21 protein-coding genes and 2 pseudogenes are annotated in these 23,072 nt (G+C 42.0%); 17 read left to right on the forward strand and 6 right to left on the reverse strand.

Going from position 1 to position 23,072, the window contains the following annotated elements; genetic code table 11:
• A pseudogene (locus ACXAH2_RS16730) lies at positions 1-469 on the reverse strand (IS5 family transposase); the annotation flags it as partial.
• Positions 470-1,106: 637 nt separating this feature from the next.
• Here ACXAH2_RS16730 and ACXAH2_RS16735 point away from each other — a divergent pair.
• The 11 genes and pseudogenes from ACXAH2_RS16735 to ACXAH2_RS16785 all read left to right on the forward strand — a co-directional run.
• Positions 1,107-1,587 (forward strand): annotated as a pseudogene (locus ACXAH2_RS16735) (flagellin N-terminal helical domain-containing protein); the annotation flags it as partial.
• A 596-nt stretch (positions 1,588-2,183) separates the two neighbouring features.
• Positions 2,184-2,444 (forward strand): flagellin, encoded by a 261-nt coding sequence (locus tag ACXAH2_RS16740; protein ID WP_475080099.1) that lies wholly within the window; start codon positions 2,184-2,186, stop codon positions 2,442-2,444.
• A gap of 957 nt (positions 2,445-3,401) precedes the next feature.
• The gene (locus ACXAH2_RS16745; RefSeq protein WP_475080071.1) at positions 3,402-3,617 is read left to right on the forward strand and encodes a hypothetical protein; all 216 of its coding nucleotides are present in this window, start codon (positions 3,402-3,404) and stop codon (positions 3,615-3,617) included.
• Positions 3,618-5,788: 2,171 nt separating this feature from the next.
• Positions 5,789-6,820 carry a flagellin N-terminal helical domain-containing protein gene (locus ACXAH2_RS16750; RefSeq protein ID WP_475080072.1) on the forward strand — a complete coding sequence of 344 codons (1,032 nt, stop codon included), beginning with the start codon at positions 5,789-5,791 and terminating at the stop codon, positions 6,818-6,820.
• A 62-nt stretch (positions 6,821-6,882) separates the two neighbouring features.
• Positions 6,883-7,302 (forward strand): flagellar protein FlaG, encoded by a 420-nt coding sequence (locus ACXAH2_RS16755; RefSeq protein ID WP_475080073.1) that lies wholly within the window; start codon positions 6,883-6,885, stop codon positions 7,300-7,302.
• A 39-nt stretch (positions 7,303-7,341) separates the two neighbouring features.
• Positions 7,342-8,697, forward strand: coding sequence for a flagellar filament capping protein FliD (fliD, locus tag ACXAH2_RS16760; protein WP_475080074.1), 1,356 nt, complete (start codon positions 7,342-7,344; stop codon positions 8,695-8,697).
• Positions 8,698-8,739: 42 nt separating this feature from the next.
• Positions 8,740-9,180, forward strand: a complete 441-nt coding sequence (gene fliS / locus ACXAH2_RS16765; RefSeq protein WP_475080075.1) for a flagellar export chaperone FliS — start codon at positions 8,740-8,742, stop codon at positions 9,178-9,180.
• Positions 9,173-9,469, forward strand: a complete 297-nt coding sequence (locus tag ACXAH2_RS16770; RefSeq protein WP_475080076.1) for a hypothetical protein — start codon at positions 9,173-9,175, stop codon at positions 9,467-9,469. Before fliS ends, ACXAH2_RS16770 begins: the two co-directional genes overlap by 8 nt.
• A complete protein-coding gene (locus tag ACXAH2_RS16775; protein ID WP_475080078.1) occupies positions 9,459-11,567 on the forward strand; it encodes a motility associated factor glycosyltransferase family protein in 2,109 nt (702 codons plus the stop codon). The genes ACXAH2_RS16770 and ACXAH2_RS16775 overlap by 11 nt, the downstream gene beginning before the upstream one ends.
• 2 nt (positions 11,568-11,569) lie before the next feature.
• The gene (gene pseI, locus ACXAH2_RS16780; RefSeq protein ID WP_475080079.1) at positions 11,570-12,589 is read left to right on the forward strand and encodes a pseudaminic acid synthase; all 1,020 of its coding nucleotides are present in this window, start codon (positions 11,570-11,572) and stop codon (positions 12,587-12,589) included.
• Complete coding sequence (locus tag ACXAH2_RS16785; protein ID WP_475080080.1) at positions 12,586-13,563, forward strand: PseG/SpsG family protein; 978 nt, start codon at positions 12,586-12,588, stop codon at positions 13,561-13,563. Before pseI ends, ACXAH2_RS16785 begins: the two co-directional genes overlap by 4 nt.
• A gap of 22 nt (positions 13,564-13,585) precedes the next feature.
• Here ACXAH2_RS16785 and pseF read toward each other — a convergent pair whose 3' ends face one another.
• The 4 genes from pseF to ACXAH2_RS16805 all read right to left on the reverse strand — a co-directional run bounded on the left by pseF (position 13,586) and on the right by ACXAH2_RS16805 (position 17,176).
• On the reverse strand, positions 13,586-14,290 hold the full coding sequence (gene pseF, locus ACXAH2_RS16790) for a pseudaminic acid cytidylyltransferase (protein ID WP_475080082.1): 705 nt from the start codon (positions 14,288-14,290) through the stop codon (positions 13,586-13,588).
• Entirely contained in the window at positions 14,290-15,471 is a 1,182-nt protein-coding gene (gene pseC / locus ACXAH2_RS16795) for a UDP-4-amino-4,6-dideoxy-N-acetyl-beta-L-altrosamine transaminase (RefSeq protein WP_475080083.1), read from the reverse strand. The genes pseF and pseC overlap by 1 nt, the downstream gene beginning before the upstream one ends.
• A complete protein-coding gene (pseB, locus tag ACXAH2_RS16800) occupies positions 15,461-16,456 on the reverse strand; it encodes a UDP-N-acetylglucosamine 4,6-dehydratase (inverting) (protein ID WP_475080084.1) in 996 nt (331 codons plus the stop codon). Before pseB ends, pseC begins: the two co-directional genes overlap by 11 nt.
• Before the next feature lie 159 nt (positions 16,457-16,615).
• Entirely contained in the window at positions 16,616-17,176 is a 561-nt protein-coding gene (locus ACXAH2_RS16805; protein WP_475080086.1) for a DNA-3-methyladenine glycosylase I, read from the reverse strand.
• Between the two features lie 181 nt (positions 17,177-17,357).
• On the opposite strand from ACXAH2_RS16805, the gene ACXAH2_RS16810 reads away from it, so the two are divergent.
• The 5 genes from ACXAH2_RS16810 to parE all read left to right on the forward strand — a co-directional run bounded on the left by ACXAH2_RS16810 (position 17,358) and on the right by parE (position 22,069).
• Positions 17,358-17,978: an NUDIX domain-containing protein gene (locus ACXAH2_RS16810; protein WP_475080087.1), complete on the forward strand. Its 621-nt coding sequence runs from the start codon at positions 17,358-17,360 to the stop codon at positions 17,976-17,978.
• 4 nt (positions 17,979-17,982) lie between these two features.
• Positions 17,983-18,948: an acetyltransferase gene (locus tag ACXAH2_RS16815; RefSeq protein ID WP_475080089.1), complete on the forward strand. Its 966-nt coding sequence runs from the start codon at positions 17,983-17,985 to the stop codon at positions 18,946-18,948.
• 17 nt (positions 18,949-18,965) lie between these two features.
• The gene (locus tag ACXAH2_RS16820; RefSeq protein WP_475080091.1) at positions 18,966-19,430 is read left to right on the forward strand and encodes a DUF1249 domain-containing protein; all 465 of its coding nucleotides are present in this window, start codon (positions 18,966-18,968) and stop codon (positions 19,428-19,430) included.
• Positions 19,431-19,457: 27 nt separating this feature from the next.
• Entirely contained in the window at positions 19,458-20,039 is a 582-nt protein-coding gene (locus ACXAH2_RS16825) for a YqiA/YcfP family alpha/beta fold hydrolase (protein WP_475080093.1), read from the forward strand.
• A gap of 131 nt (positions 20,040-20,170) precedes the next feature.
• Positions 20,171-22,069, forward strand: coding sequence for a DNA topoisomerase IV subunit B (gene parE, locus ACXAH2_RS16830; protein ID WP_475080094.1), 1,899 nt, complete (start codon positions 20,171-20,173; stop codon positions 22,067-22,069).
• A 198-nt stretch (positions 22,070-22,267) separates the two neighbouring features.
• Here the strand turns inward: parE and ACXAH2_RS16835 are convergent, their stop codons facing one another.
• Positions 22,268-22,492, reverse strand: a complete 225-nt coding sequence (locus ACXAH2_RS16835) for a transposase (RefSeq protein WP_475080096.1) — start codon at positions 22,490-22,492, stop codon at positions 22,268-22,270.
• 309 nt (positions 22,493-22,801) lie between these two features.
• Here ACXAH2_RS16835 and ACXAH2_RS16840 point away from each other — a divergent pair.
• On the forward strand, positions 22,802-23,072 hold a 271-nt coding region (locus tag ACXAH2_RS16840; RefSeq protein ID WP_475080098.1), incomplete at its 3' end, for a hypothetical protein.

The raw sequence follows: 23,072 nt of genomic DNA on the forward strand, positions 1-23,072 counted from the left end.
CATTATTTTTGGTTGAGCTAGCCGCCTCAATAATCGTCGCGTCAACGGTGGTGCCTTCTTTGAAGTAAACACCTGAGTCTAATAGCCATTTGTGGACTTCTTTAAATAGCTTTCGTCCAAGCTTATGCCTTTCTAGTAAGTGCCTAAAATTCATAATAGTTGTGTGATCAGGTATCGCGCCTTCTCAGGATAACCCAGCAAACAGCCGCATAGAGGTAATCTCATGAAGAGCGTCTTCCATTGCTGGGTCCCCCATGCTGTACCAGTTCTGCATAAGGTGAATGCGCAGCATGGTAGACAAAAGATAGGGGCGACGTCCATTACCTGCTTTTGGATAGAAGGGTTCAATTTGGGCTTCAAGCTGCTGCCAAGGAATCAATTTATCCATTTGACCAAGGAAGAGTTCTTTGCGAGTCTTGCGGCGTTTGCTGGTAAATTCGGTGTCAGCGAAGGAAAGCCGGCTCATAATCGGTAGGCGTTGTAGTTATCTTAAGTCGGCGAGATTATCTCATGTTACCGACTTATTCGCACCTTCCCTAGGTTTTGTTAATTTCTATGAGTGTTGCTCTCTTGCAGAGTAAGGCAATTTTTTAAATCTATTTACTTTCCTTAGAAGAACTCCCTCTATAAGCATCTCGAATGATTGGCTAATCAAATAATAGACTTATTTTTATTTAAGATGTTTTAAATAACACTAAATGAAAAATTGATTTTTTATTCTACTCAAATTGATTTTAAGAGTGTCCTTCGGCAAAAAATGGAAAAACTTTAACAAAAAAAATAATGTTTTTTTGTTTAAATTTCAACCATTTCAAATCCTTTTTAGGAAAATTTAATTTCCATTAAGTTGTTGTTTTTAAAGTATTTAATTTTATATAAATTATTATTTTATAAAAATTTTAAAGTTCTTTTTGTCTCGTTCGATAAATCAAGTATCGCCCCAAAGAGCAATCTTATAAAACCAATAAGCTCTAAAGAAAAAAGCGAAAAAACATTAAAGATAAAAGTCGAAATGACGATAAATTTATTAAGAGACAAAAGAAACCTTGATAATTAATCAAACAAAAGGTCGGTCTCTTTAATTAAAAAATTTAGGAGAGATTAAAATGGCTTTATACGTAAATACAAATGTGTCCTCGCTGAATGCTCAGCGACAATTAACCAGTAGCGGTAAGGCATTAGATACCGCTTTTCAAAGATTATCTTCCGGTCTACGTATTAACAGTGCGGGCGATGATGCGGCTGGTTTGCAAATTTCCAATCGATTGACTTCTCAGATTAATGGTTTGAATCAGTCAGTTCGAAACGCAAATGATGGTATCTCTCTGGCTCAAACTGCAGAGGGGGCGCTTCAAGAAACGACGAATATGCTTCAGCGTATGAGAACCTTGTCTATTCAATCGGCAAACGGTTCTAACGCAGATGAAGACCGTATAGCCCTGCAACAAGAGATGGGTCAACTGGCACAAGAGATTAACCGAATTGCAGACATTACAACCTTTGGTGGGCGAAGCTTATTAGATGGAACTTACAAAGGTATTTTTCAGGTCGGTGCTGACGCTAACCAAACAATCAGTTTTTCTATGGAATTTGGTGGTGTTAATAACTCAATTAACCTTGCAGGAAATGGTGGCTTTACTGTTTCTGGTTTAACGTCAGGTGTTCCTTATGAAGAGCCAGAGCCAGAACCAGTTCGAGTGATTCCAACAGAAGATGGTGGCTTTGTTAACCAACATGGTGATGCTGTGAATGAGCAAGGCCATCTGATTAATGAAGATGGCGAGTTAATAAATGAAGAAGGCAAACTTGTTAATGAGAATGGTGATTTAATCGATGAGCAGGGTCGTACGATTAATGAGCATGGCGTTTTGATTGATGAGACTGGTATGCCAATCAATGAAGATGGTACACCAAGACAGGATGTTGTAAATGAAGATGGCACTGTCCTCAATGCGGACGGTACCACGACATTAAATGACGGAAGCATATCATTTCCTGATGGTCGAGTTGTGCAGCCAGATGGCTCTATCGTACATCCTGATGGAACCATTAATCATCCAGATGGTTCTATAACACAGCCTGATGGAACCGTAATAGAAGCAGAGAAAAAGTACGGTACACCGCTGATTACAGCAGACTCTGTTTCTATTACTGATGTGAAAAACTCGCAAAGTATGATCGCTATGCTAGACGTAATGATTCAAGCTGTTGACTCTAAGCGAGCGGAACTAGGTGCTGTTCAGAACCGCTTTAGTTCAACAGTAAATAACTTGTCCAGTATTTCAGAGAACGTATCTGCAGCACGATCTCGAGTTCGAGACGCAGATTACGCTGCTGAGTCTGCTGCATTAACAAGTTCACAAATTATTCAACAGGCAAGTTCTACGATTTTGGCTCAAGCAAATCAAAGACCGCAAGCTGCATTAGCATTGTTGGGAAATTAATGATTCAGTGAGGATCTCTCTACTTTAGATTGTAAGTTAAGGTGTGAGCTCTTCTCGGATTATAGGCAACTTCTCTCTCCTAGAGGTGCCTTTTAGCCGGGAGATATTCTCCCGGCTTTTTTTATGCCCAAATTTGATGGATCAGTATGTTTGTAAGGATGGAATATTTACTAGAGTAACGAAAGAACATTTTTCTAACGGTAATTGTTTAGGCTAATGCCTTAATTATCTTGTGAACTGAGCTGATAGAGGTAGAGCTCAGTGAAGATAGGGTAATTATGAGATTGGTTTAGAAGAACAAATGGATAGAGAAGGTACGAATAAGTCCACTGATTAAGACGACTGCTTTTGTGATGCTCTAATCTCCTGATTCCATAGTAGGAGGGGAGCGTATGGATCACTGTCTTTTATTCGAGACAAGTTTCGTCATCTAAGGCGGAAGATGTTAGCAAGAAGCTTAATTTAAGAATAAAGAGAGTTTGGCTTGTGCTCTTTGGCTCTCTAAGAAGGTTTATTCTTGCCGTTTCTTGAGTTTAGGGTTCTTTATCACTGTTTTTTTACAGATAGGTTTTTATAGATAGGTTGGTGCCGAGGAAATGATAATGAAAGTAACTGGGATTAAGAGGCTTGTTTTACTTTCCGTACATTGGCGTGTCTCAATGTCATTGGGCATCTTGATTAAAGTGATCTTGCTATGCAAGCCATCATTAAAACAGGGATAGTCATAGGATTGCTTGAGATTTACAGTCAAGGAAACGTTACTTAATTTGGAAATCGGTATAGGCATTTCATGGTTGAATTTGAGTGAGAGGATGCATGATGTATCACGACAAGTGCGACCTAAATATGAAGTGGTTGATGTCTATGGTATGGGATTGAAAGGTTCTATCTGAGTACATAGAAGCCTTTGTTAGTCGTTTTTTGACAAAGCTAAATTCAATTTTTCAAGACGAGTTTATGACAAAAGAATTGGATATGAAATTGAGGGTATTTGTACATGGAATTGATGAAATCTGTACGTCACCATCTGTAGAGGTACGGCGTAATGTGATTGATCACTATGCACCAACGAATGCTTGTGTTCATAAGATTATTGAAAGAGTAAGCAAAGAAGCAGATAGAGAATGGAAGAGTTTAGGAAAGATGCGAACGAGTCCAATGGCTATAACGTGAGAATAACTCTCTGTTATTCGAGGCAAGTTTCATTGTCCAATATTGAACATATTGGACAATGAAACTTGGCAACTAATAAAAGAGTTTGAATCTCGTTTGGTGGCGCATTCTTGTGCAGCCCTAATGACTTAGGTTCATGTTGGTTTTCTTTGGAGCTTTCATAGAAGTAAGTTCTCTTTGTTATGACCGATTGTAGAGTTTTTGTTCGTTCCGGTCTTGCTTGTCTGCCTCTGCGACGAAGCTCAAGTTTAGACGATGTGTTCGTGTTTCTCCGGATAGCAATGGACAGTATCTGGTTTTGAAGTTTGGTATGAGCTTATGGTCAGATTCTCTTGCTTTGAGGGATCCTACTAATAATGCTGTTTTCGATGGTAAAGGAATTGAACCATCTCAGGTTAAAAGTAGATTGATATATGACTCTTTTATAAAAGGGTTCTGATTGAGGTTAAACAATGGTCGGCCAATTTAAAAGTTGGTTGTTTATCTTGTTTTTTTAATGAATTCGAATGAGATCGAAAAGGTGAATCTATAGCGTAATTTTATCGGAATACACACTCGAAGAGAGTGAAAAATACCTATACACGCAGTGTGCAAAGAGTTTGTGTCAGATGATGCGATCTTAAGCAGCAGTAATCCAGTGTTTACAGACATAAGAAATCTGTTTCTAAGGTTTCACTGTCTATTAGCCGGCTGGTATTGGGGTGCGAAACAATGGTGTTTATTTTCGCTAGGCTTTTGTTATGCCGAAAATTTATCTTGATGGGACCTAATGAAAGATGGGTGTACCAAGATGAAGGTGTTTCAACAGGGTATAAGTAAGTGCCGGAGCAGTTTGGCAGGGTAGCTTTGTGCCAAAAACACTAGAGCATAATTGCCAAAATATTTGCGTGATAAGCGGTCCAAGTATAGCGCATTTATTCCAAGCTTCAAGCTGCTTTTATACCAGTTTGTTCCTGGATTGGGTGACAGAAGGTGGCTAATCGGTAGTGAATGCTAATGCCTAATGGGCTCAAAAGACCACTGATTATCCTGGTGAAGCTCTGTTTGGATTGAGAGATTGTCTAGGTAAGGTACGAATGAGACTGTGTTCGGCAGCAAGTTAATGCGTTGCTTTAATGCTTCACATTCATGTGAGTCTGCTGCGGGTCTTTCCGGAGACTGCTTTGTACCTTCCCTAACGAAAATCCTAGTGATTTTTTTGGTGGTTAGCAGAATTGGCATGAAACCACAGAAGTTGTGCTTTTTGCTTCGTAGCTAGTAGTCGGTGGATGTTTATAGTCGATGGATGCCAGCAAACAAGGCTGTGTTGCTGGTGGCTAATGATGGATGGTCTAGGCCTTATCGCTACTCGAGAAGCTATTTAATGCCAGCCGAACTCGTCGTGTATCAGGTGGGAGTGGTTATTGATCATGGAAATAGAAAGACGCAAAAACAGAGGCTTTTAGAGAAAGTGATTTTTCCTATTTCTCTTATGGGTTGGTTTTTTTGTTCGCTTGGTTTTCGTTGTATTACGCCAATTCCGTCACAGTAGAGTTTGGATGAGAAAGGTCTTGTGCTTAATTTTTTTACTATCAGGGTTAATTCGATTAGTGAGGGTTTTAGGCTTTTGAGTTCGTACCTTATCGCTTTGAATGCATTTTTTAACTGCGTCGTGAAGTTCTGTTAGGTGATGAAATATTGATTGATTTATGAACAGGTGAATCATTGATTAATCGTCATTTGAGACTCTTTTATCGGGTCGGTGCTGGTTGAAATGAACAGGTTGGATAGACAAGGCATATTGCCTTTAGGTGGGTGGAGAATTGCCACCTAAACAGGTGGTTTTTTGCCTCTGGTGGTTCGGTTTTGTCTTGATTAAAAGAATAAGAAGTGAGTGAAAAAGGAAATTCTTTTGGCTGTGCTTTTTGTGTGTGCACGAATGTGCTCTTTTTTTGGCTTTTTTTCTCTTTAAGGGGTAAAAAAAGGCATTTTTAGTAAAAAATCTAAATAATTTAATTGTTTTTCTTTCTCCAGTTAAAACAATTAGTTAAGGCATTTTTTTGCCGCTTTTAGGGAGGTTTTTTTCCACATAAAGGAAAAAAAATTCCGAAATTGACTAAAGGTTTTCCAGACCTTGTCGAAAACTTTATACGATCTGCTTTGGCAGGACTTAAAAAACCTAGGAGGCTATGATGGCTCTTTACGTAAATACAAATACCTCATCAATCAATGCCCAGCGTCAGTTGATGAGTTCAAGTAATTCTTTGGATACGGCTTTCCAGCGTTTGTCTTCTGGCTTGCGTATTAACAGTGCGGCGGATGATGCGGCAGGCCTTCAGGTTTCTAACCGATTGACCTCTCAGGTTAATGGTTTGAATCAGGCGGTTCGTAACGCCAATGACGGTATTTCTGTTGCTCAGACTGCTGAAGGCGCTTTGGATGAGACAACTAACATGTTGCAGCGTATGCGTACTCTGTCTATTCAATCGGCAAACGGATCGAACTCGGATTCTGACCGTAAAGCGCTACAACAAGAAGTTAAGGCGTTGTCTACAGAGATTGATCGTATCGCTTCGGATACCACTTTCGGTGGTCGAGCTTTGCTTGATGGTACTTATAATGGTGTTTTCCAAGTAGGTTCAGATGCCAATCAAACGATCAGTTTTGATTTAAGTTCTGGTGAGAACCAAGATTATGCAAATAATGGTGGTTTTACTATGGCTGGCCTATCATCAAATGCTGCTGAAGAAGCACAATATCAAGCTGAAGTAGACAGTTATGATGCACGAGTGGCAGAATATGAATCAGCAAGAGCGGCAGCGGAAGAAAATGGTGAAGAGTTTGATGCTGCACCACCTCAAATGCCTGAGCCACCAGCAAGTAGATCAAGAAGTTTTGGTGATACCTCTGAAGGGTTTGGAACACCATCTGTTTCTTCAACTGCAAATGCGCAAAGTATGATTGCTATTTTGGATAATATGATTGCTGCGGTAGGTTCTAAACGTGCTGAATTGGGTGCGGTTCAAAACCGATTGGGTTCAAGTATCAGTAACTTGAGTAATATTTCTGAAAACGTATCCGCTGCACGTTCTCGTGTGCGAGATGCTGACTTTGCCGAAGAAACTGCGAAACTTACCAGTTCACAGATTCTTCAGCAAGCAAGTTCATCTATTTTGGCTCAAGCAAATCAACGTCCACAAACTGCGTTGTCTCTATTGGGTTAATTTAGCGATACAAAAAGCTGGAGCATAGTTCCAGCTTTTGTTTCTTTTAGGGGGCTTCTTATATGTCAATTAATTCTAGTGATTTTTCTAAGCAGTCTGTAGGAGTTGTTGCAACTAGACAAGATCAACGCATGGGGGAACAATTTAGAGCGCAGCAAGAAGTAAATGCGAAAACCGTTCGAAATTTGTCCGATAGTAATAAAGCAAATAGCCAAGACAATCATGGATATACCGGTACGGCAAAGGTAGATAAAGAAGTCATTGAGAGCGCTAATCGTAAGATGTCTCAATTGAATGTCCATCTATCTTTTGAAATGACCGAAGATCGTAGTAAAAATATTGTTAAAGTATTAGATCAAACAACCGGTGATGTTGTTCGACAAATGCCGACAGAAGAGTTTTTAAAGATGTCGGCTAGAATTGATGCTATTATGAGTCAATTAAGTGATGTCAAAGGAACATTGGTTAATAGCGAAGTTTGATTTGTTTAAGGTGTAAGCGGTTTTTACTGGGAGATAGGTATGGCGATTGGCTCATTAGGTGCAGGCAGTGGAATGGATCTAGAAAGCCTTGTCACAGACATGGTGAGTGCCAGACGAGATACGAAAGTAAAATTATACCAAGACAAATTAGCAGGCTATGAAGCAGAGCTCTCCGCGTTAGGAACAGTGAGCTCTGCGATTGATAATTTCAAAAATTATGTCAAAGATCTGAATAAAGAAGAACTTTTCTCTGGCCGAAATGTCATTATGGCAAATGGTGAGGAGACCCCATCTTTCTCTGTTGCCCCTGACAAAACTGCATCAACCGATAAATATTCCATTCAAGTCACTCAGCTGGCGAAAGGCAGTCGATTAATATCCGATATTTCTTCATTCTCATCTAGGGACGAAGTGGTTACTTCTTCCGGCGGTACGCTCACTTTATCGATAGGCGATAAAGAGTTTGAGATGGAGGTAAAACCTGAAACGACTTTATCTGGACTTCGAGAACAAATTAATGAAGAAGGCAAAGACCATGGTGTCTCTGCTAACCTAGTAAATGACGGTGAAGGTCATACATTTTTTACTATTACTTCTAATACTACTGGAGCTGGTAATACCTTAAATATTGATAGTAGTAATTTAACTTTAGACAGTGCTGCGCTTGGTGGATTCTTTCCTGGAATGAGTGTTCCCGAGGGTGGTGAGGCACAAGATGCTTATATTGTCGTCGATGGTATTACGGTTCGCAGTGACTCAAATAGTTTTGATGATGCTATTGCTGGTTTATCAATAGAGGCATTGGAACTTTCTCAGGATCCAGTAAAAGTAGAAGTGACCTATAATCAAGATCAAGTTAAAGAAACGATTCAAGGGTTCGTCAGCGCCTATAATGATTTAATTGCTGTTTTCAAACAAAGTACGGCTAGAGGTGCTGTGTTAAACGGTAATAGTATGATACGCAACTTAAGCAGTTCATTGGCGAGCGATTTAATGTCTACTCATGCGAGTGATGATAGCCCATTTACCTCTATTTTTGATGTTGGTGTTGATTTACAAGACAACGGTACGCTTGCCTTTGATGAAAGTAAATTTAATCGGGCAGTGGATGCCGACTTTGACAGTGTTGCGACTTTGTTTATTGGTTCAAATGGCCTAGCAAAATCCTTAGATGCCTTGTTAGATAATTATGTTGGTCCCAGAGGAATGAGTAATACCCTAAAGGATTCGGTGAATAAGTCGATAAGTGATACAGAAGAGTCACTCGCTGACTATGAAGAACGTATGGAAAAATATGAAGCATCTTTACGAAGCAAATTTACTAGTCTAGATACGCAACTAGCTAATATGAATGCTCAAGGTGATTATCTTAATTCTATGTTGAATAAACTTTAAAACTGCGATTTGTTGGTTTTGTAGATATTTTGAGGTTGTTATATGTACGGGAAAAAAGGGATTCAGGCCTACAAGAAGGACTCATTAAAATCCGATTTAGCCTCGGCAGATCCTCATAGAGTGATACAACTATTGATGCAGGGTGTGCTAGATAGACTTGCATTAGGTAAGGGATGTATAGAACGTTCAGATTGGGAAGGAAAAGCGGCAGCACTTACTCGATCTATTGAGATAATAAATGCCTTAAGGGATGGATTGGATCGTGATGCGAATCCCGAACTTGTCGATAATTTAGACGGTTTGTATGATTATATGATTGTACGAATCAATGAAGCGAGCGTGTCAAAAGATTGCGCTGTTATTGATCAAGTTATTGATCTTATGTTGCAAATTAAAGGCGCTTGGGATCAGATAACGGAAGCGGATAAACAACAGGCTTATCATTCAGGAAATAGCGAGTCTGCTGGTGCAGTGAATGTATGATATAGAAAGGTTATCGCTATTGGTGGATAATCTTCAACAGGCTGTTTTGTCAAAAGACATAGAGAAAATCTTGCACTTGTGTTCGGAAAACGACGACTTCATTTTTTCTCTTCAGCCAGAAAAAAAACACGCCTTATTCAATAAAACATTAAAAAAACTCGTTGTTGTACATCAATCAGCTGTGCAATTAGTAAAAGAGAGCCGCATTGAAATGCGGGATCAATTGTACCGCGCCACGAAAGTTCGAAAAAGCATCAGTAAATATAAAGGCATAAAGCATGCAGAATGACCAGCAGGCTAAGAAAATAGAGCATGCAGAAAATTTTCTAGAAAGTTTTAGAGCGGGTGTTGCTCGGTTAAGAGAAAAAGATCAAGAGCTGTCAGACCGTTATATAAAAAATATGACGATGTTTTCTGAGGTCATGCCCCATATCTACGAAGAATTAAAAGATTACAAACCCAAAAAGCGATATGTCTACATGGAAGAAGTGGGGGACATGAACCTTTACAGAGAAGACATTGGAGCATCTATCTTCTCTACTGCCCCTAGATCTCAAGCGAAAGACAAAGTCGATTATGCATTAGCTCACCCATCAAAGACGCTTCTTAACCTAGAACGTTCAGAGGGTAATCAGAGCCGTCATGTTTTCTATAGTAATAAGATTTTGGATGAGATCGAACGCCAACGAGAAGGAATGGAGAAGCAGCAAGGTTGGCCCCAATTTGTAGGAGCAACAATTGTATTTGGTATAGAGCTTGGGTATCAACTTGAGTTGTTGTTAGAGCAAAGAGAAATCAAACATCTTTATCTTTATGAGAGTGATTTAGATTTTTTTCATTACTCATTATATGCAATTGATTGGGGAAGGATTCTAGAGTATTTCAATCGAGATGGGCGAACCGTTCACTTCTTTTTGGGCATTCAGCCGGAAGAATTTACCGATACTTATCTTTTGCAGTTACAGGAAAATGGTTACTTTTTGGCACCAGAAACCTATCTTTTTATGGGGTATAAGAGCCCAGAAAATAATCAGGCTTTTGATTATTTTAAGAAGCATTATTCCCGTCAGGTAATGGGGTGGGGTTTTTTTGATGATGCATTAATTGGCATAGCGCAGGGGTTACGTTCCTTGCCGAAGACTAAGCTAGCACATTTCCAAGGTCGAGATGCCATACCAAAATCCGTTTCAAATATTCCTGTTTTTATTCTCGGTAACGGTCCTTCGTTAGATCAAAGTATTGAGTTGATTAAATCCGTTCGTCATCAAGTATTATTGATTTCATGTGGTTCAACCATTAATACGCTGCATAAATTAGGCATAGTGCCTGATCTTCATGTTGATATTGAACGCATGAAGCAAACCGTTGATAAATTCTTATTTTTAGACAAAGACTATTTAAAAGGCATCTGGGGATTGAGCGTGGATGTGATGCATCCCGAGTTTTTTGATTATTTTCAGCGTACAGGAATGGGACTGAAACCCGGTGAGGCGGTAACTTCATTAATCTTAAGTCATGCAAGGAATCACGGTGACCAAAAGAACTACGTTCAATTGAATTTTTGTAACCCAGTGGTTGCCAATTTGGCTTTGTCTTATGTGCATTTATTTGGTTTTAACAATGTTTACTTTGTTGGCGTGGATAATGGGTTTAAAGATAAATCCGTTCATCACTCAAAACACAGTGGTTACTACAAAGATGGTAAAGAAACCGGTTTTCAATCCTTTCAGGAAGCGAAGCTGGTAGAGCGAGAAGGAAATTTTGGCGGCACTGTGTATGCGACAGGAATGATGGATACGTCTCGAGTGCAATTAGAATCCTTAATTCGTTTACTGAAAAAACGTCGTAATTTTGAGAGCTATAATTTATCCGATGTCGCTAAGATTGAAGGCGTGACGCCTTTAAGAGTTGATGATGTACTCATTACCGATCCAGAAGTCGATAAAACAAAAGTCATTAATCTTTTGGAAGAAGTGTTTTTTACCGAGCCGCCAGATTGCCTGCTAAGTGAAACAGCTGAGTCGCTTATTTCTGTTGAAGACTTTACTAAGATGAGTGGTGAGTTGCAGCAAGGTTGGGATGAAAACTTTACTACTCGTGAGCAAGTTTGTGATTTTCTTTGGTCTCAGCACCGTCATATTTTCTTTTTAAAAGGCAGCGTTCATCGGCATATACATGATCTTCTATTAGGGTCTTTCACCTATTCTTCATTTTTGATCGTGCAATTTTTATTTGCCTATAAAGATGAGCTAGAAACAGTCAAGCGTGCTAAGTATCTATTTGAGTCCTGGTGCGAATTTTTACAAGAAATGCCAAGCATGTTACAGCAAGCTTCTGAGTACGTAGATCAGGGCAACGATCACCTCATTACGCATTACAATGGTTAATTATGTTTGATGCTAAGCCTTTTATTATTGCCGAGCTGTCTGGTAATCACGATCAAGATTTTCAACTTGCCAAAGCCATGATTCATGCGGCGGCTGAGTCGGGTGTGGATGCGATTAAACTACAAACCTATACAGCGGACACCATGACGTTGGACGTGCGTGAAGGGGAGTTTATGGTATCGGAAGCAGACAGCCTTTGGCAGGGTAGCAACCTCTATGACCTGTATTCAAAGGCCTCTACGCCTTGGGAATGGCACAAGCCTTTGTTTGAGTTGGCAGAATCGTTGGGGCTGATGGCATTCAGTTCCCCGTTTGATTTGACGGCGGTGGATTTTCTGGAAAGCCTTGACGTACCCTTGTATAAAATTGCGTCTTTTGAAATGACCGATATTCCTCTTATTGAAGCCGTGGCGCGAACCGGTAAGCCGATCATTATGTCGACTGGCATGGCGACCAAAGAAGAGATCGAAGAAGCAGTCGCGACCATTCGAGCCATTGGCGATAACCCTCTCACTTTATTGAAATGCACTAGTACCTATCCAGCTAAAATTGCAGATTCGAACTTGGTGACCATGGCGGATTTGGCGAAGCACACTGGCTGTTCTGTGGGCTTATCGGATCATACTAAGGGCCTTGGTGTGGCGGTTGCGGCAACAGCATTAGGTGCCACTGTGATTGAAAAACACTTTGTGCTGGATCGTAGTGCTGGTGGTGTGGATGCAGAATTTTCGATGGAACCAGACGAAATGAAAGCCATGGTAGAAGCATGCCGTGCTGCTAAAGCATCGTTAGGGCAAGTCACCTATGGTGGTTCCGAAGCGGAACAAGCGGCGAAGAAATACCGTCGTTCTATCTATATTAGCGAAGATTTACCCGCTGGCACGGTATTAACCGAAGCACACCTTAAAATCATTCGACCTTCTTTAGGGCTTGCACCAAAACATTGGCCTGATGTGTTAGGGAAAACCTTGTCTCAGAGTGTCAAAAGAGGTCAGCCACTCGACTGGAATCTAATGGTATGAAGATACTGATTCGTGCCGATTCGTCTGTGCAAATTGGCATGGGTCATAGGGTACGATGTCAGGCTTTGGTAACGGCTTTTGAGCGCAAAGGCCATACTTGCCGGTTTGTTCTTCATCAAGATTGTAGTGCGTTTGCTGAACAGAATGATATTGTCATTTCACAAGAGGCAGAGTTCTTGCCTATGGCCTCTCAAGCGGGCTTAGTGATATTGGATCACTATGGCTATCAAGGAGCAGACATTCAGACTTTATATCATCATCAAGCCAATTTATTGGTGCTGGATGATATGAATGATCGGGGAGAATTTCCTGCTAAATGGGTATTAAATCCCCTTGAGCAGACGTATCCCACTTCCGTGCTTATGCCCCTGACAGGTAGTCAGTACGCGTTATTGCGTCAGTCATTTTTAACGGCTCATGTGGATGAAAATCCTACCAAACTTTTGGTAACTATTGGTGGAACTGACCCACTGGCGTTGACGTTACCCTTATTATTAGACTGTTTGCGGTTTGGCTTTGTTGCCTCCGATATTGTGGTTATGTTGGGAAACAATGCCAAGCAAGCAGAACAGGTAAAAGCGTTTTGCAATTCCAATGGAATTGAGCTTCATCAAGGTGTGGAAGACGTAACGCCTTTGATGGCTAAAGCCAAAATGGCCATTTCTGCGGCAGGCAGCACCTTATTTGAACTGGCTTGTATGGGCGTGCCGAGTCTTTTTGTACAAGTGGCGGATAATCAAACTTTATCGCTTGAACAACACTTACCTTTGGGCTGGTGTCGGGCTTTGCGATTTGATGATCTGCCTCAAGAGGGTGTTGCTCAGCAGATAGAAAGAGTAATTCTTTTGGCTTGGGCATTATGGCAAGATTCAGTATGGCAAGCACAGGCGCGAAAAACAGCGCAGCAGCTGGTGGATGGTAAAGGTGCAGACAGAGTCGTGGATGCTATTCTTTCCAGTTACAACATTATATAACGCATTAATCTTACTAGAGCGGTCACTTGGATTGAGGGTGATACAAAGCCATTAGCTGGGTTAGGCGCTGCCAATCTTCTTCCGTATCCAAATCTTGAATACGGTGTCTCGGCAATATTAAGGGTTTGGATTGGGCACTGAAAATTTCAACCTCAAACCAATCTTCCGGTCTTGCCCAATAAAATTGACCCGCATCATGAATGGCTTCGACCAGATCTTGCGAGCGTTTGCTAATGTGTTCAGGAAACATGGCTGTCAATTCGCCAGATTCTGTTACCTGTAATGCCCTTAAAATGGGGAAATCAAAGGTGGTTGCAGAGAAGCAAAAGCCAGTGTCAGGCACATTTCTTAAACCCTTTTGTAAATCGTCCGCCGTCAATAAGGGACAGGTGGCATAGATCAAACAGGCCATGTCTATGTTGGCGTTTTGTTGTTCTAAAAAGCGCAAAGCGTGCTGCATGACAGGAGTCGTGCCCGTGTGATGATCAGCTAAATCCGCTGGCCTTAAAAAAGGCGTTTCAGCACCAAATTCACGCGCTACTTTGGCAATCTCCTCATCATCGGTAGATACAATGACTCTCTCAAAAAGACCAGACTGCAAAGCTGTTTCTATGGAATAGGCGATTAAGGGTTTGCCATTTAAAGGCCGAATGTTTTTTTTCTCAATGCGTTGAGAGCCGCCGCGAGCGGGTATTACCGCGACCTTAATAGGAGGGCAATTTGTCATCAGGATACCACTCCATGTTCTTCTAAAGCCTGTTTCAAAACAGCGATAACCTTGTCTTGCTCGGATCGGGTTAGTTGGTAGAACAATGGCAAACTCATGGTGCGCTGATAATAGTCTTCGGCAACCGGAAAGTCGCCCCAGTCAAAGCCAAGTGCCTTATAATAGGGTTGGGTATGAACGGGAATATAATGAACTTGGGTACCAATGCCTGCCCTGCGTAACGCATCAAAAATGACTTTGCGAGCGCCTTTGTGTTCTTCTGGAAGCAAGATAGGAAACAAATGTAGTGCGGAGTAGTTGTCAGGCAATTGAATAGGCAAAGTGACTGGCAAGTCCTTTAAGGCTTCTAAATAGTAATCAAAATCTGCATGTCGCTTGGTGATAAAATGGTCCAGCTTAGTCAGTTGAGATAAGCCTAACGCAGCTTGTAGCTCCGTCATACGATAATTAAATCCCAAAGTATGTTGTTCGTAATACCAATCGCCAGACTGTGCCGTTAATTCTTCAGGTTCTTTACTGGTGCCTTGATGTGCATGAGTGCGAATGTGTTTGGCGTATTGTGCAGATTGCGTTGTAATCATACCGCCTTCACCCGTGGTAATGATTTTCACCGGATGGAAGCTAAACACACAGATATCACTGTAGCGACAATCACCAATAAAGTCCTCTTGATAGCGGCCACCAATGGCATGAGAAGCGTCTTCAATAATATGAAAACCATATTCTTGGCTTAATTTATGTATGGCCTTCATATCGCAGGATTGACCGGCAAAGTGAACCGGAATCACCACTTTTGGAAGGCGATTTTGTTGTTTTGCCTGAGCTAATTTCGTCGCCAATTGTGTTGCGCAAAGATTGTAAGTATCGGGATCAATGTCTACAAAATCCACATTAGCACCACAGTAGCGAGCGCAATTGGCGGATGCAATAAAGGTATTGGGGGTGGTCCAAACCCAATCATCTTGCGTCACGCCCAGTGCCAAACACGCCAGATGAAGTGCCGAAGTGGCGCTGTTCACGGCCACGGCATGGGCGGCGTTGACTTTATTGGCAATGGCTTGTTCGAAAGCGGTGACTCTTGGCCCTTGAGTTAAATAGGACGAGGTTAATGCCGATACCACCGCATCAATGTCGTCTTGATCAATGGCTTGTCGGCCATAAGGGATAAAATCAGTGGCCATCGTCGAACGCCAAAATTTCAGCTGTGCTCAAAAAGTGTGGGTTATTGCCAGAGTGATACTCGTAACCTGGTTCGACCAACTTGCCAGATTCTCCCAGTTTATTTTGATCAAAGGCCATGTCTTCTTGATGAAATTTGATGCTGGGTGCAATCACATAATGGTCATCAAACTCAAAGGTATGAAAAGAGTCATCAGCAGGGCACATCACTTCATGTAATTTTTCACCAGGACGAATACCGATTTCTTTGGTTGATAGATCCGGTGCATAAGCCGATGCTAAATCCATAATTCGCACCGATGGAATTTTAGGAATGAAAATCTCACCGCCTTGCATACGTTGGAAATTTTTCAGTACAAACTCTACGCCCATTGGCAATGTGATCCAAAAACGTGTCATTCCAGGGTGAGTGATGGGGATGGCATCCGCTCCGTCAGCCACCAGCTTTTTAAAGAAAGGCACTACTGAGCCACGTGAACCCACCACATTACCGTATCGTACAACAGAAAAACGTGTACGCCCTTGACCAACCATATTGTTGGCGGCCACAAAAAGCTTGTCTGAAGCGAGTTTGGTCGCACCATAAAGATTGATAGGGGCGGCGGCTTTATCAGTTGATAACGCAATGACCTTTTCCACATCATTGGCAATGGCAGCGGCAATGACATTTTCAGCACCGTGAATATTTGTCTTGATGCACTCCATCGGGTTGTATTCTGCAGCCGGCACTTGTTTGAGTGCTGCGGCATGAATAACAAAATCCACATCCCGCATGGCTTGCGTAAGGCGTGCTTTATCGCGCACATCACCAATGAAATAACGCATGCAAGGCGTGTCAAATTCTTGCTGCATTTCATATTGCTTAAGTTCATCGCGGGAGTAGATAATCAAACGTTTTGGTTGGTAGTTAGCTAACAGGGTTTTAACGTACTGATGACCAAAAGAGCCTGTGCCACCAGTAATGAGAATGCTTTTGTTATTAAACATGTTGAATACCAAACCAAAATTAGAGAGTGTTGTCTTAGCCATGATTGTGAAGCAGTAACGCTAAGTAAGATACGAACCAATCTACCGACTGAATTGTACGCTTCACTAAGTGTATCTTATATCGGCGAGAGTAGCGGAAACATTAATGAAATCAATCTCCTATTCCAGACGGGCAGGGCAGTCCATAACATGGTCATTAACCATGCCTGTGGCCTGCATAAAAGCATAACAGGTGGTGGCACCTAGAAATTTAAAGCCGCGCTTTTTTAAATCTTTCGCGAGACGTTTAGAAAGCTCGGTCAGGGCTGGGACGTCTTGTAAAGATTGGGCCTGATTATCAATCACTTTATGGTCAGAAAACGCCCAATAATAGTCACTAAATGATCCAAATTCTTCAGCAATGGCCAAGAAGGCTTTGGCATTATTAATGGTGGCTTCAATTTTAGCTCTATGTCGAACAATACGCTCGTCTTGCACAAGGCGGTTTACGTCTTGTGCTGTCATATTGGCTACTTTTACTGGGTCAAAATGGTGAAACGCAGCACGATAACCTTCTCTTTTTCGTAAAATCGTAATCCAGCTTAGACCTGCTTGGGCGCTTTCAAGTACAATGCATTCAAATAAAGTAGCATCATCATAAACTGGGATACCCCATTCAGTATCGTGATAATGAATGTATTCGGGCGATCCCAAACACCAGCTGCAACGTAAGTTATCCATTGCTACACTCCTAATAAACTGCCACAAACGGGCGCAGGTTAAGTGGATAGTAAAAGTTGTGAATCCGCATGAGTTGACTTATGGCCATTCAGATTCGCACTTTCCTTAGCAGCATAATACATTGAAAAGAATAGTGATCACACCAAAGTGAGTCATTGAGACGAAATAGGATTTTAGCAAAATGAAATTTAAGCCAAGTTATCGTCGTGAAGATGTTGAAGTGATCAAAGACGAGAGCGTCTATCAAGGCTTTTTTGAAATGCGCAAACTGACCTTGCGCCATAGAAAATTTAATGGTGAATGGAGTCAGCCAATGACACGGGAAATGATGGTGCGCAATGATGCCGTCTGTGTTTTGTTGTTTGATCCTGTAGCGGACAAAATATTGCTGATTGAACAGTTTCGCCCAGCGGTATTGAGGAATGAATCTCCTTGGTTATTAGAACTGGTCGCTGGTATGGTAGAAGCAGGCGAAGACGATCAGCAAGTGGCTCGTCGTGAAGCCATGGAAGAAGCGGGAGTGGCAGTAAAACGTTTGGAGTACATGTTTAAGTTTGTTCCGTCGCCAGGGGGCTTGGTGGAATATTTGCGTATGTACGCAGGTGAATTCGATGCTAGTAAAGTGGATCTTAGTCGCAGTCATGGTTTAGCGGATGAGAATGAAGACATTAAACTGCATTTAGTTTCAGCAGAGGATGCCATCGCTTTACTACAACAGGATATCGAAAACGCCAGTACCATTATGGGATTACAATGGTTTGCCTTGCATAAATCTGAACTTGTGAATAAATGGTGTGAGTAACATTATGATAAAAGACAGCTTAAAGGAGCTAAGAAAACTGCCTTTTTTCGAACCTGTACTGGGCTTGGCTTCCTTCATATTTATGTGTGTAAATGTCTGTTTCTGGTCACTAATGGCGCATTTGGTGGCGCCTTTATTATTGGGAAATGACAAGTATAAAGCCTTAGCAGAAGACTACTTTGATCGTTTGTTTAACGGTTGGGTGGCTGCTAATGAGTGGTGGTTTAAACAGATTCTTGACGTGCATTGGGATTTAGATGACAGCATGGTAACCGACTTTACTCGCTGGAGTTTGATGATTTCCAATCACAGATCTTGGGTGGATGTGTTTATTCTATTGGCACAAATTCAAGGAAAACGTCCATTGCCAAGAGTCTTTATGAAGCAGGCTTTGTTCTGGATGCCGTTTGTTGGTACCGCTACCTACATCATGGGGTTTCCCTATATGAAACGATACAGCAAGGAAACACTAGCGAAAAAACCGCACCTTGCAGGAAAAGATTTGGCAACCACCCAGCGCTCATGTGAACGTCTTTTAAAGCGCCCCAATTCCATCTTAACCTTTGTGGAAGGGACACGATTTACTCAGGCAAAACATGATGATCAGGCATCTCAGTATCAACATTTACTGAAGCCAAAAGCGGGTGGTGTAGGGTTTATTTTGCAAACCATGCCGCAGCGTATTACCAGTATCACGGATTTAAACGTATTGTACGATCAAGCCAATATTTCTGGCTGGGATGTATTGTGCGGTCGATTGAGTAAAGCTAAGGTGATGGTCCGAGAAGTGGCGTTACCTGAGAGTTTCTTGTCGGCTGAATTTCGCCCAGCCGATCAAGACAGAGACGCCTTTTTTGAGTGGTTTAACCTATACTGGCACGATAAGGATGTCAGAATGGGACATCAGTTAGACGCAATTAAAGCATCTGAAACCAGCTCTGAAAAAGCGGTCACAGAAGGAAAGACTTAACCTGAATGACGAGTGTGATGAAAAAAACCAACAAGCAATACGTTCCAGACTTGGTTAGCTTGCAGTTGCTCGGCGAATTGAATTATCGTCGTATCGGCAGGATCATGCGTGGCCAAGAAAAAGCGTTGGAATGGTATTTTTCGATTCACACAAACGGTGACCAAGAAAGTCGTTTGCGCTTGTCATTAAAGGAAGAAAGCAAATTTACCACTGAAATTGCTTTAGAGTTTGGTCCGCAAACTCAGAAAAAATTGCTGTTTGAAACGTCGCTGTCCATGACCATTCGCTTGTATCACGATGTGAACATTGCTGAAATTACGGATGGCCATAGACAATACAGCGGTGCTTACCCTTATCCAAATGATGCCATGTTACACCGTGATGAAAAATTTCGTTTGAATCAGCAATTGGCAGACTTGTTAGAGCTTTGTTTAAAACACGGACATCGACTTGATCATCCTCTGCCTTTTCAGTTTGCTTAATGTTTCTTCTTTAATAAGGCATTTTGTATGGCCGTATTAATCTATATCCACGGTTTCAATAGTTCCGAACGTTCTCATAAAGCCAATGTGATGCAACAAACGGCGAAACAAGCGGGTTTACCGAATGCAGTGTTGTCACCACGTTTATCTTGGCGTCCCAAACAGGCCATTGCTGAACTAGAAAGGTTAATCGAATCCCATTTGTCAGAAGGCGTCTCATTAATTGGCAGCTCTTTGGGCGGTTTTTACGGAGCGTATCTTGCCGAAAAATATCAACTTCCTTGTGTCATGGTGAATCCTGCAGTGGAGGCGCCTATCTTATTAGGGGCTTACCTTGGTGTGCAGCACAACCCTTATACCGGAGAGGACTATGTGCTCACCCAAGAACATATGACGGAATTGCAATCTCTCATTGTAGAAAGACCAACAGCAGAGTTATATTGGTTGATGCTGCAAGAGGGTGACGAAGTGCTGGATTATCATGCCGCATTAAAGGCGTTTCCCCATACTGCTAAACTCACACTAGAAGCAAATGGTGACCACAGCTTTGTTGATTTTCAGCGTTACGCTACAGAAATTCTGCAATTTGCTCAAATACTAGACAACTAAGTCTTTGCTTGTATTGCACTGTTTTAAACTTAATAAAAGCAGTGATAGACTCTCAGAAGTTGGTTATTAAGTTTGAATGCCAATGCTGATAATCTGCATTTGGTAGCCTTTGATTGGAAGAAAAAATACGCATGTCAGTAAAAGAATATAACGCCGGATCGATAGAGGTTTTAAGTGGATTAGAGCCCGTTCAAAAACGTCCTGGAATGTACACGGACACCACTCGACCAAATCACCTAGGTCAAGAAGTCATCGATAACTCAGTGGATGAAGCGTTAGCAAAACATGCGGATCGCATTGAAGTGATTCTCTACAAAGACGGTTCATTAAGTGTTGAAGATAATGGCCGTGGTATGCCAGTAGACATTCATCCTGAAGAGGGCGTGTCTGGGGTGGAGCTAATTTTGACGAAACTGCACGCAGGGGGGAAATTCTCTGGTGACAATTACCAGTTCTCTGGTGGTTTGCACGGCGTGGGGGTCTCTGTCGTTAACGCTTTATCAACTTCCTTAGAAGTGTGGGTGAAGCGTAATGGTGTTCAATACCACATAGGGTTTGAAAATGGCTTTAAAACCTCTGAACTGACCGAAATAGGGACTGTGGGTAAGAAAAACACGGGTACCAAGGTGAAGTTCAGTGCCGATCCAAAATACTTTGACAGCCCAAAATTTTCCCTGTCTCGTCTTAAGCACCTATTAAAAGCCAAAGCCGTATTGTGTTCTGGTTTGCACATGGTGTTTATCGATCAAAGTGGCAGTGAAGAGGTTCGAGAAGAATGGTTCTTCCAAGATGGCTTGAACGATTACCTTGCTACCGCCAATGACGGTTTCGCCTTGTTGCCGGAAGCGCCTTTCGTAGGCGGTTTGACTGAAAAGACTCAAGGCGTTGATTGGGCAGTACAATGGCTTCCAGAAGGGGGCGAACTGGTCATGGAAAGCTACGTGAACCTGATTCCAACCGCGCAAGGTGGTACTCATGTGAATGGCTTGCGTACGGGGTTGTTGGACGCCATTCGTGAATTCTGCGATTTCCACAGCCTTTTACCACGTGGTATTAAATTGACAGCAGAAGACGTGTGGGATCGATGCAGCTATGTATTGTCAGCAAAACTGCAAGAGCCTCAATTTTCAGGGCAAACCAAAGAGCGTTTGTCATCGCGTCAGATTGTGCCATTCATTTCCGCTACCGTAAAAGACGCTTTCAGCTTGTGGCTGAACAAGCACGTTGACGACGGTAAAAAGATAGCAGAGTTGGTGATTAGCAGCGCGCAGAAACGTCTCAAAGCCAGTAAAAAAGTGGTGCGTAAAAAGATCACTCAAGGCCCGGCTTTGCCGGGTAAATTGGCTGACTGTGCAGGCCAAGATTCTACGCGTAGTGAACTCTTTCTTGTAGAAGGGGATTCGGCAGGCGGATCGGCAAAACAGGCGCGGGAAAAAGACTTTCAAGCCATCTTGCCATTACGCGGTAAGATTCTGAACTCTTGGGAAGTGGATTCTGGGCAAGTATTGGCCTCACAAGAAATTCACGATATCTCAGTGGCCTTGGGAGTGGACCCAAGTGACGAAGACTTGAGCGGATTACGCTATGGTAAGGTTTGTATTCTGGCCGATGCCGACTCGGATGGTTTGCACATCGCCACCTTGATTTGTGCCTTGTTTGTACGTCATTTCCCGGCTTTGGTAAATAACGGCCATGTGTTCGTTGCCATGCCGCCTTTGTATCGTATCGACGTGGGCAAAGAAGTGTATTACGCCTTGGATGATGAAGAAAAAGATATCATTCTGCACAAAATCGCCGCTGAAAATAAGCGTAGTACACCGAATGTACAGCGCTTCAAAGGTTTGGGTGAGATGAACCCAGCGCAATTGCGAGAAACCACCATGGCACCCGATACACGTCGACTAATACAATTGACTATGGAAGATAAATTGGACACAGACGAGTTGTTGGACAAACTGTTATCGAAAAAACGCGCTGGGGATCGCAAAAACTGGCTGGAAACCTACGGTAATCTTGCAGTAGTGGATTGATCATGTCAATTTCAGGATCAGTGTATAAATTGACTACTTTATACACTGATGTATCTTGAGAGAAAGTAGATTTCAAAAATTCCTATATAAATTTAAGAAAGGCGAATCGAAATGCCATGCTTCACAATAGCTTGCTCAACCATTTCTCGCTATTTAGGCAGCTTTCCCTCTCAATCGATCTAAGTCGAATCTTAGTTTTTAAGCCTTCCTCCGTGTACCTTTCTTAAAACGTCTATTTTTTGCCTCTAACTCTTTTAAAAGTATCACTATGGAGGCGTCCATATCACCGTATTGTGCTTGCCACTTATAGACAGAGGTGGAACTGATCCTGTGTTCTCGGGCTAAGTCAGGAATCGATATTCCTGCTTCGTGTTGCTTCAAAATCGCTATGATTTGGCTTTCGGTAAAAGGTGATTTTTTCATAGATTGCTCCTGATTCTTTGATCATAAAACTCTCTACTTAAAGCACTAATTATTTCTCAGAGTGATTTCAAAGTGGAGTCCATAAGAAAAAGTAACGGGACATACTAGTGTAATCCGGTGTAATCGACGAATCAAATATACAAAGCTAAGTTGAATAGGCGCCGGCGGAAGATGAGATTAAAACTCATTTGGAACGCGTTTTGATCTCATGTTGTGAAGCAGGGAGCAAAAGAAGCCACTTACTGTCAGACTTCGAAACTCAGCAGTAAGTGGCTAATGTCACTCACAAAAAATTATGAGGAACAAGTAATGTTTACTTATTTTCCACCTGTTTGTCCAGTTACAACTGCTACTACAACTGTAATGAATTCTCCAGTACCTGCAGCTCAGGCTCAGTTTCCTACTTTTAGTGCTGCGTGTCTTCAGGTTACAACCGGAATTCTTACTCAGGTTGCAGGCTGTAATGCTGCTGCTCAAGCAGCTACGCCTGCGGCACAAACTCTTCCTCCAATTACAATTCCTGCCGATTGTGGTGTGAGTTGGAACTGCGGCGCGGGTCCAGCTCAGGCTCAGTTTCCGA

The sequence above is a fragment of the Marinomonas sp. ABL3_031 genome (assembly GCF_056161265.1).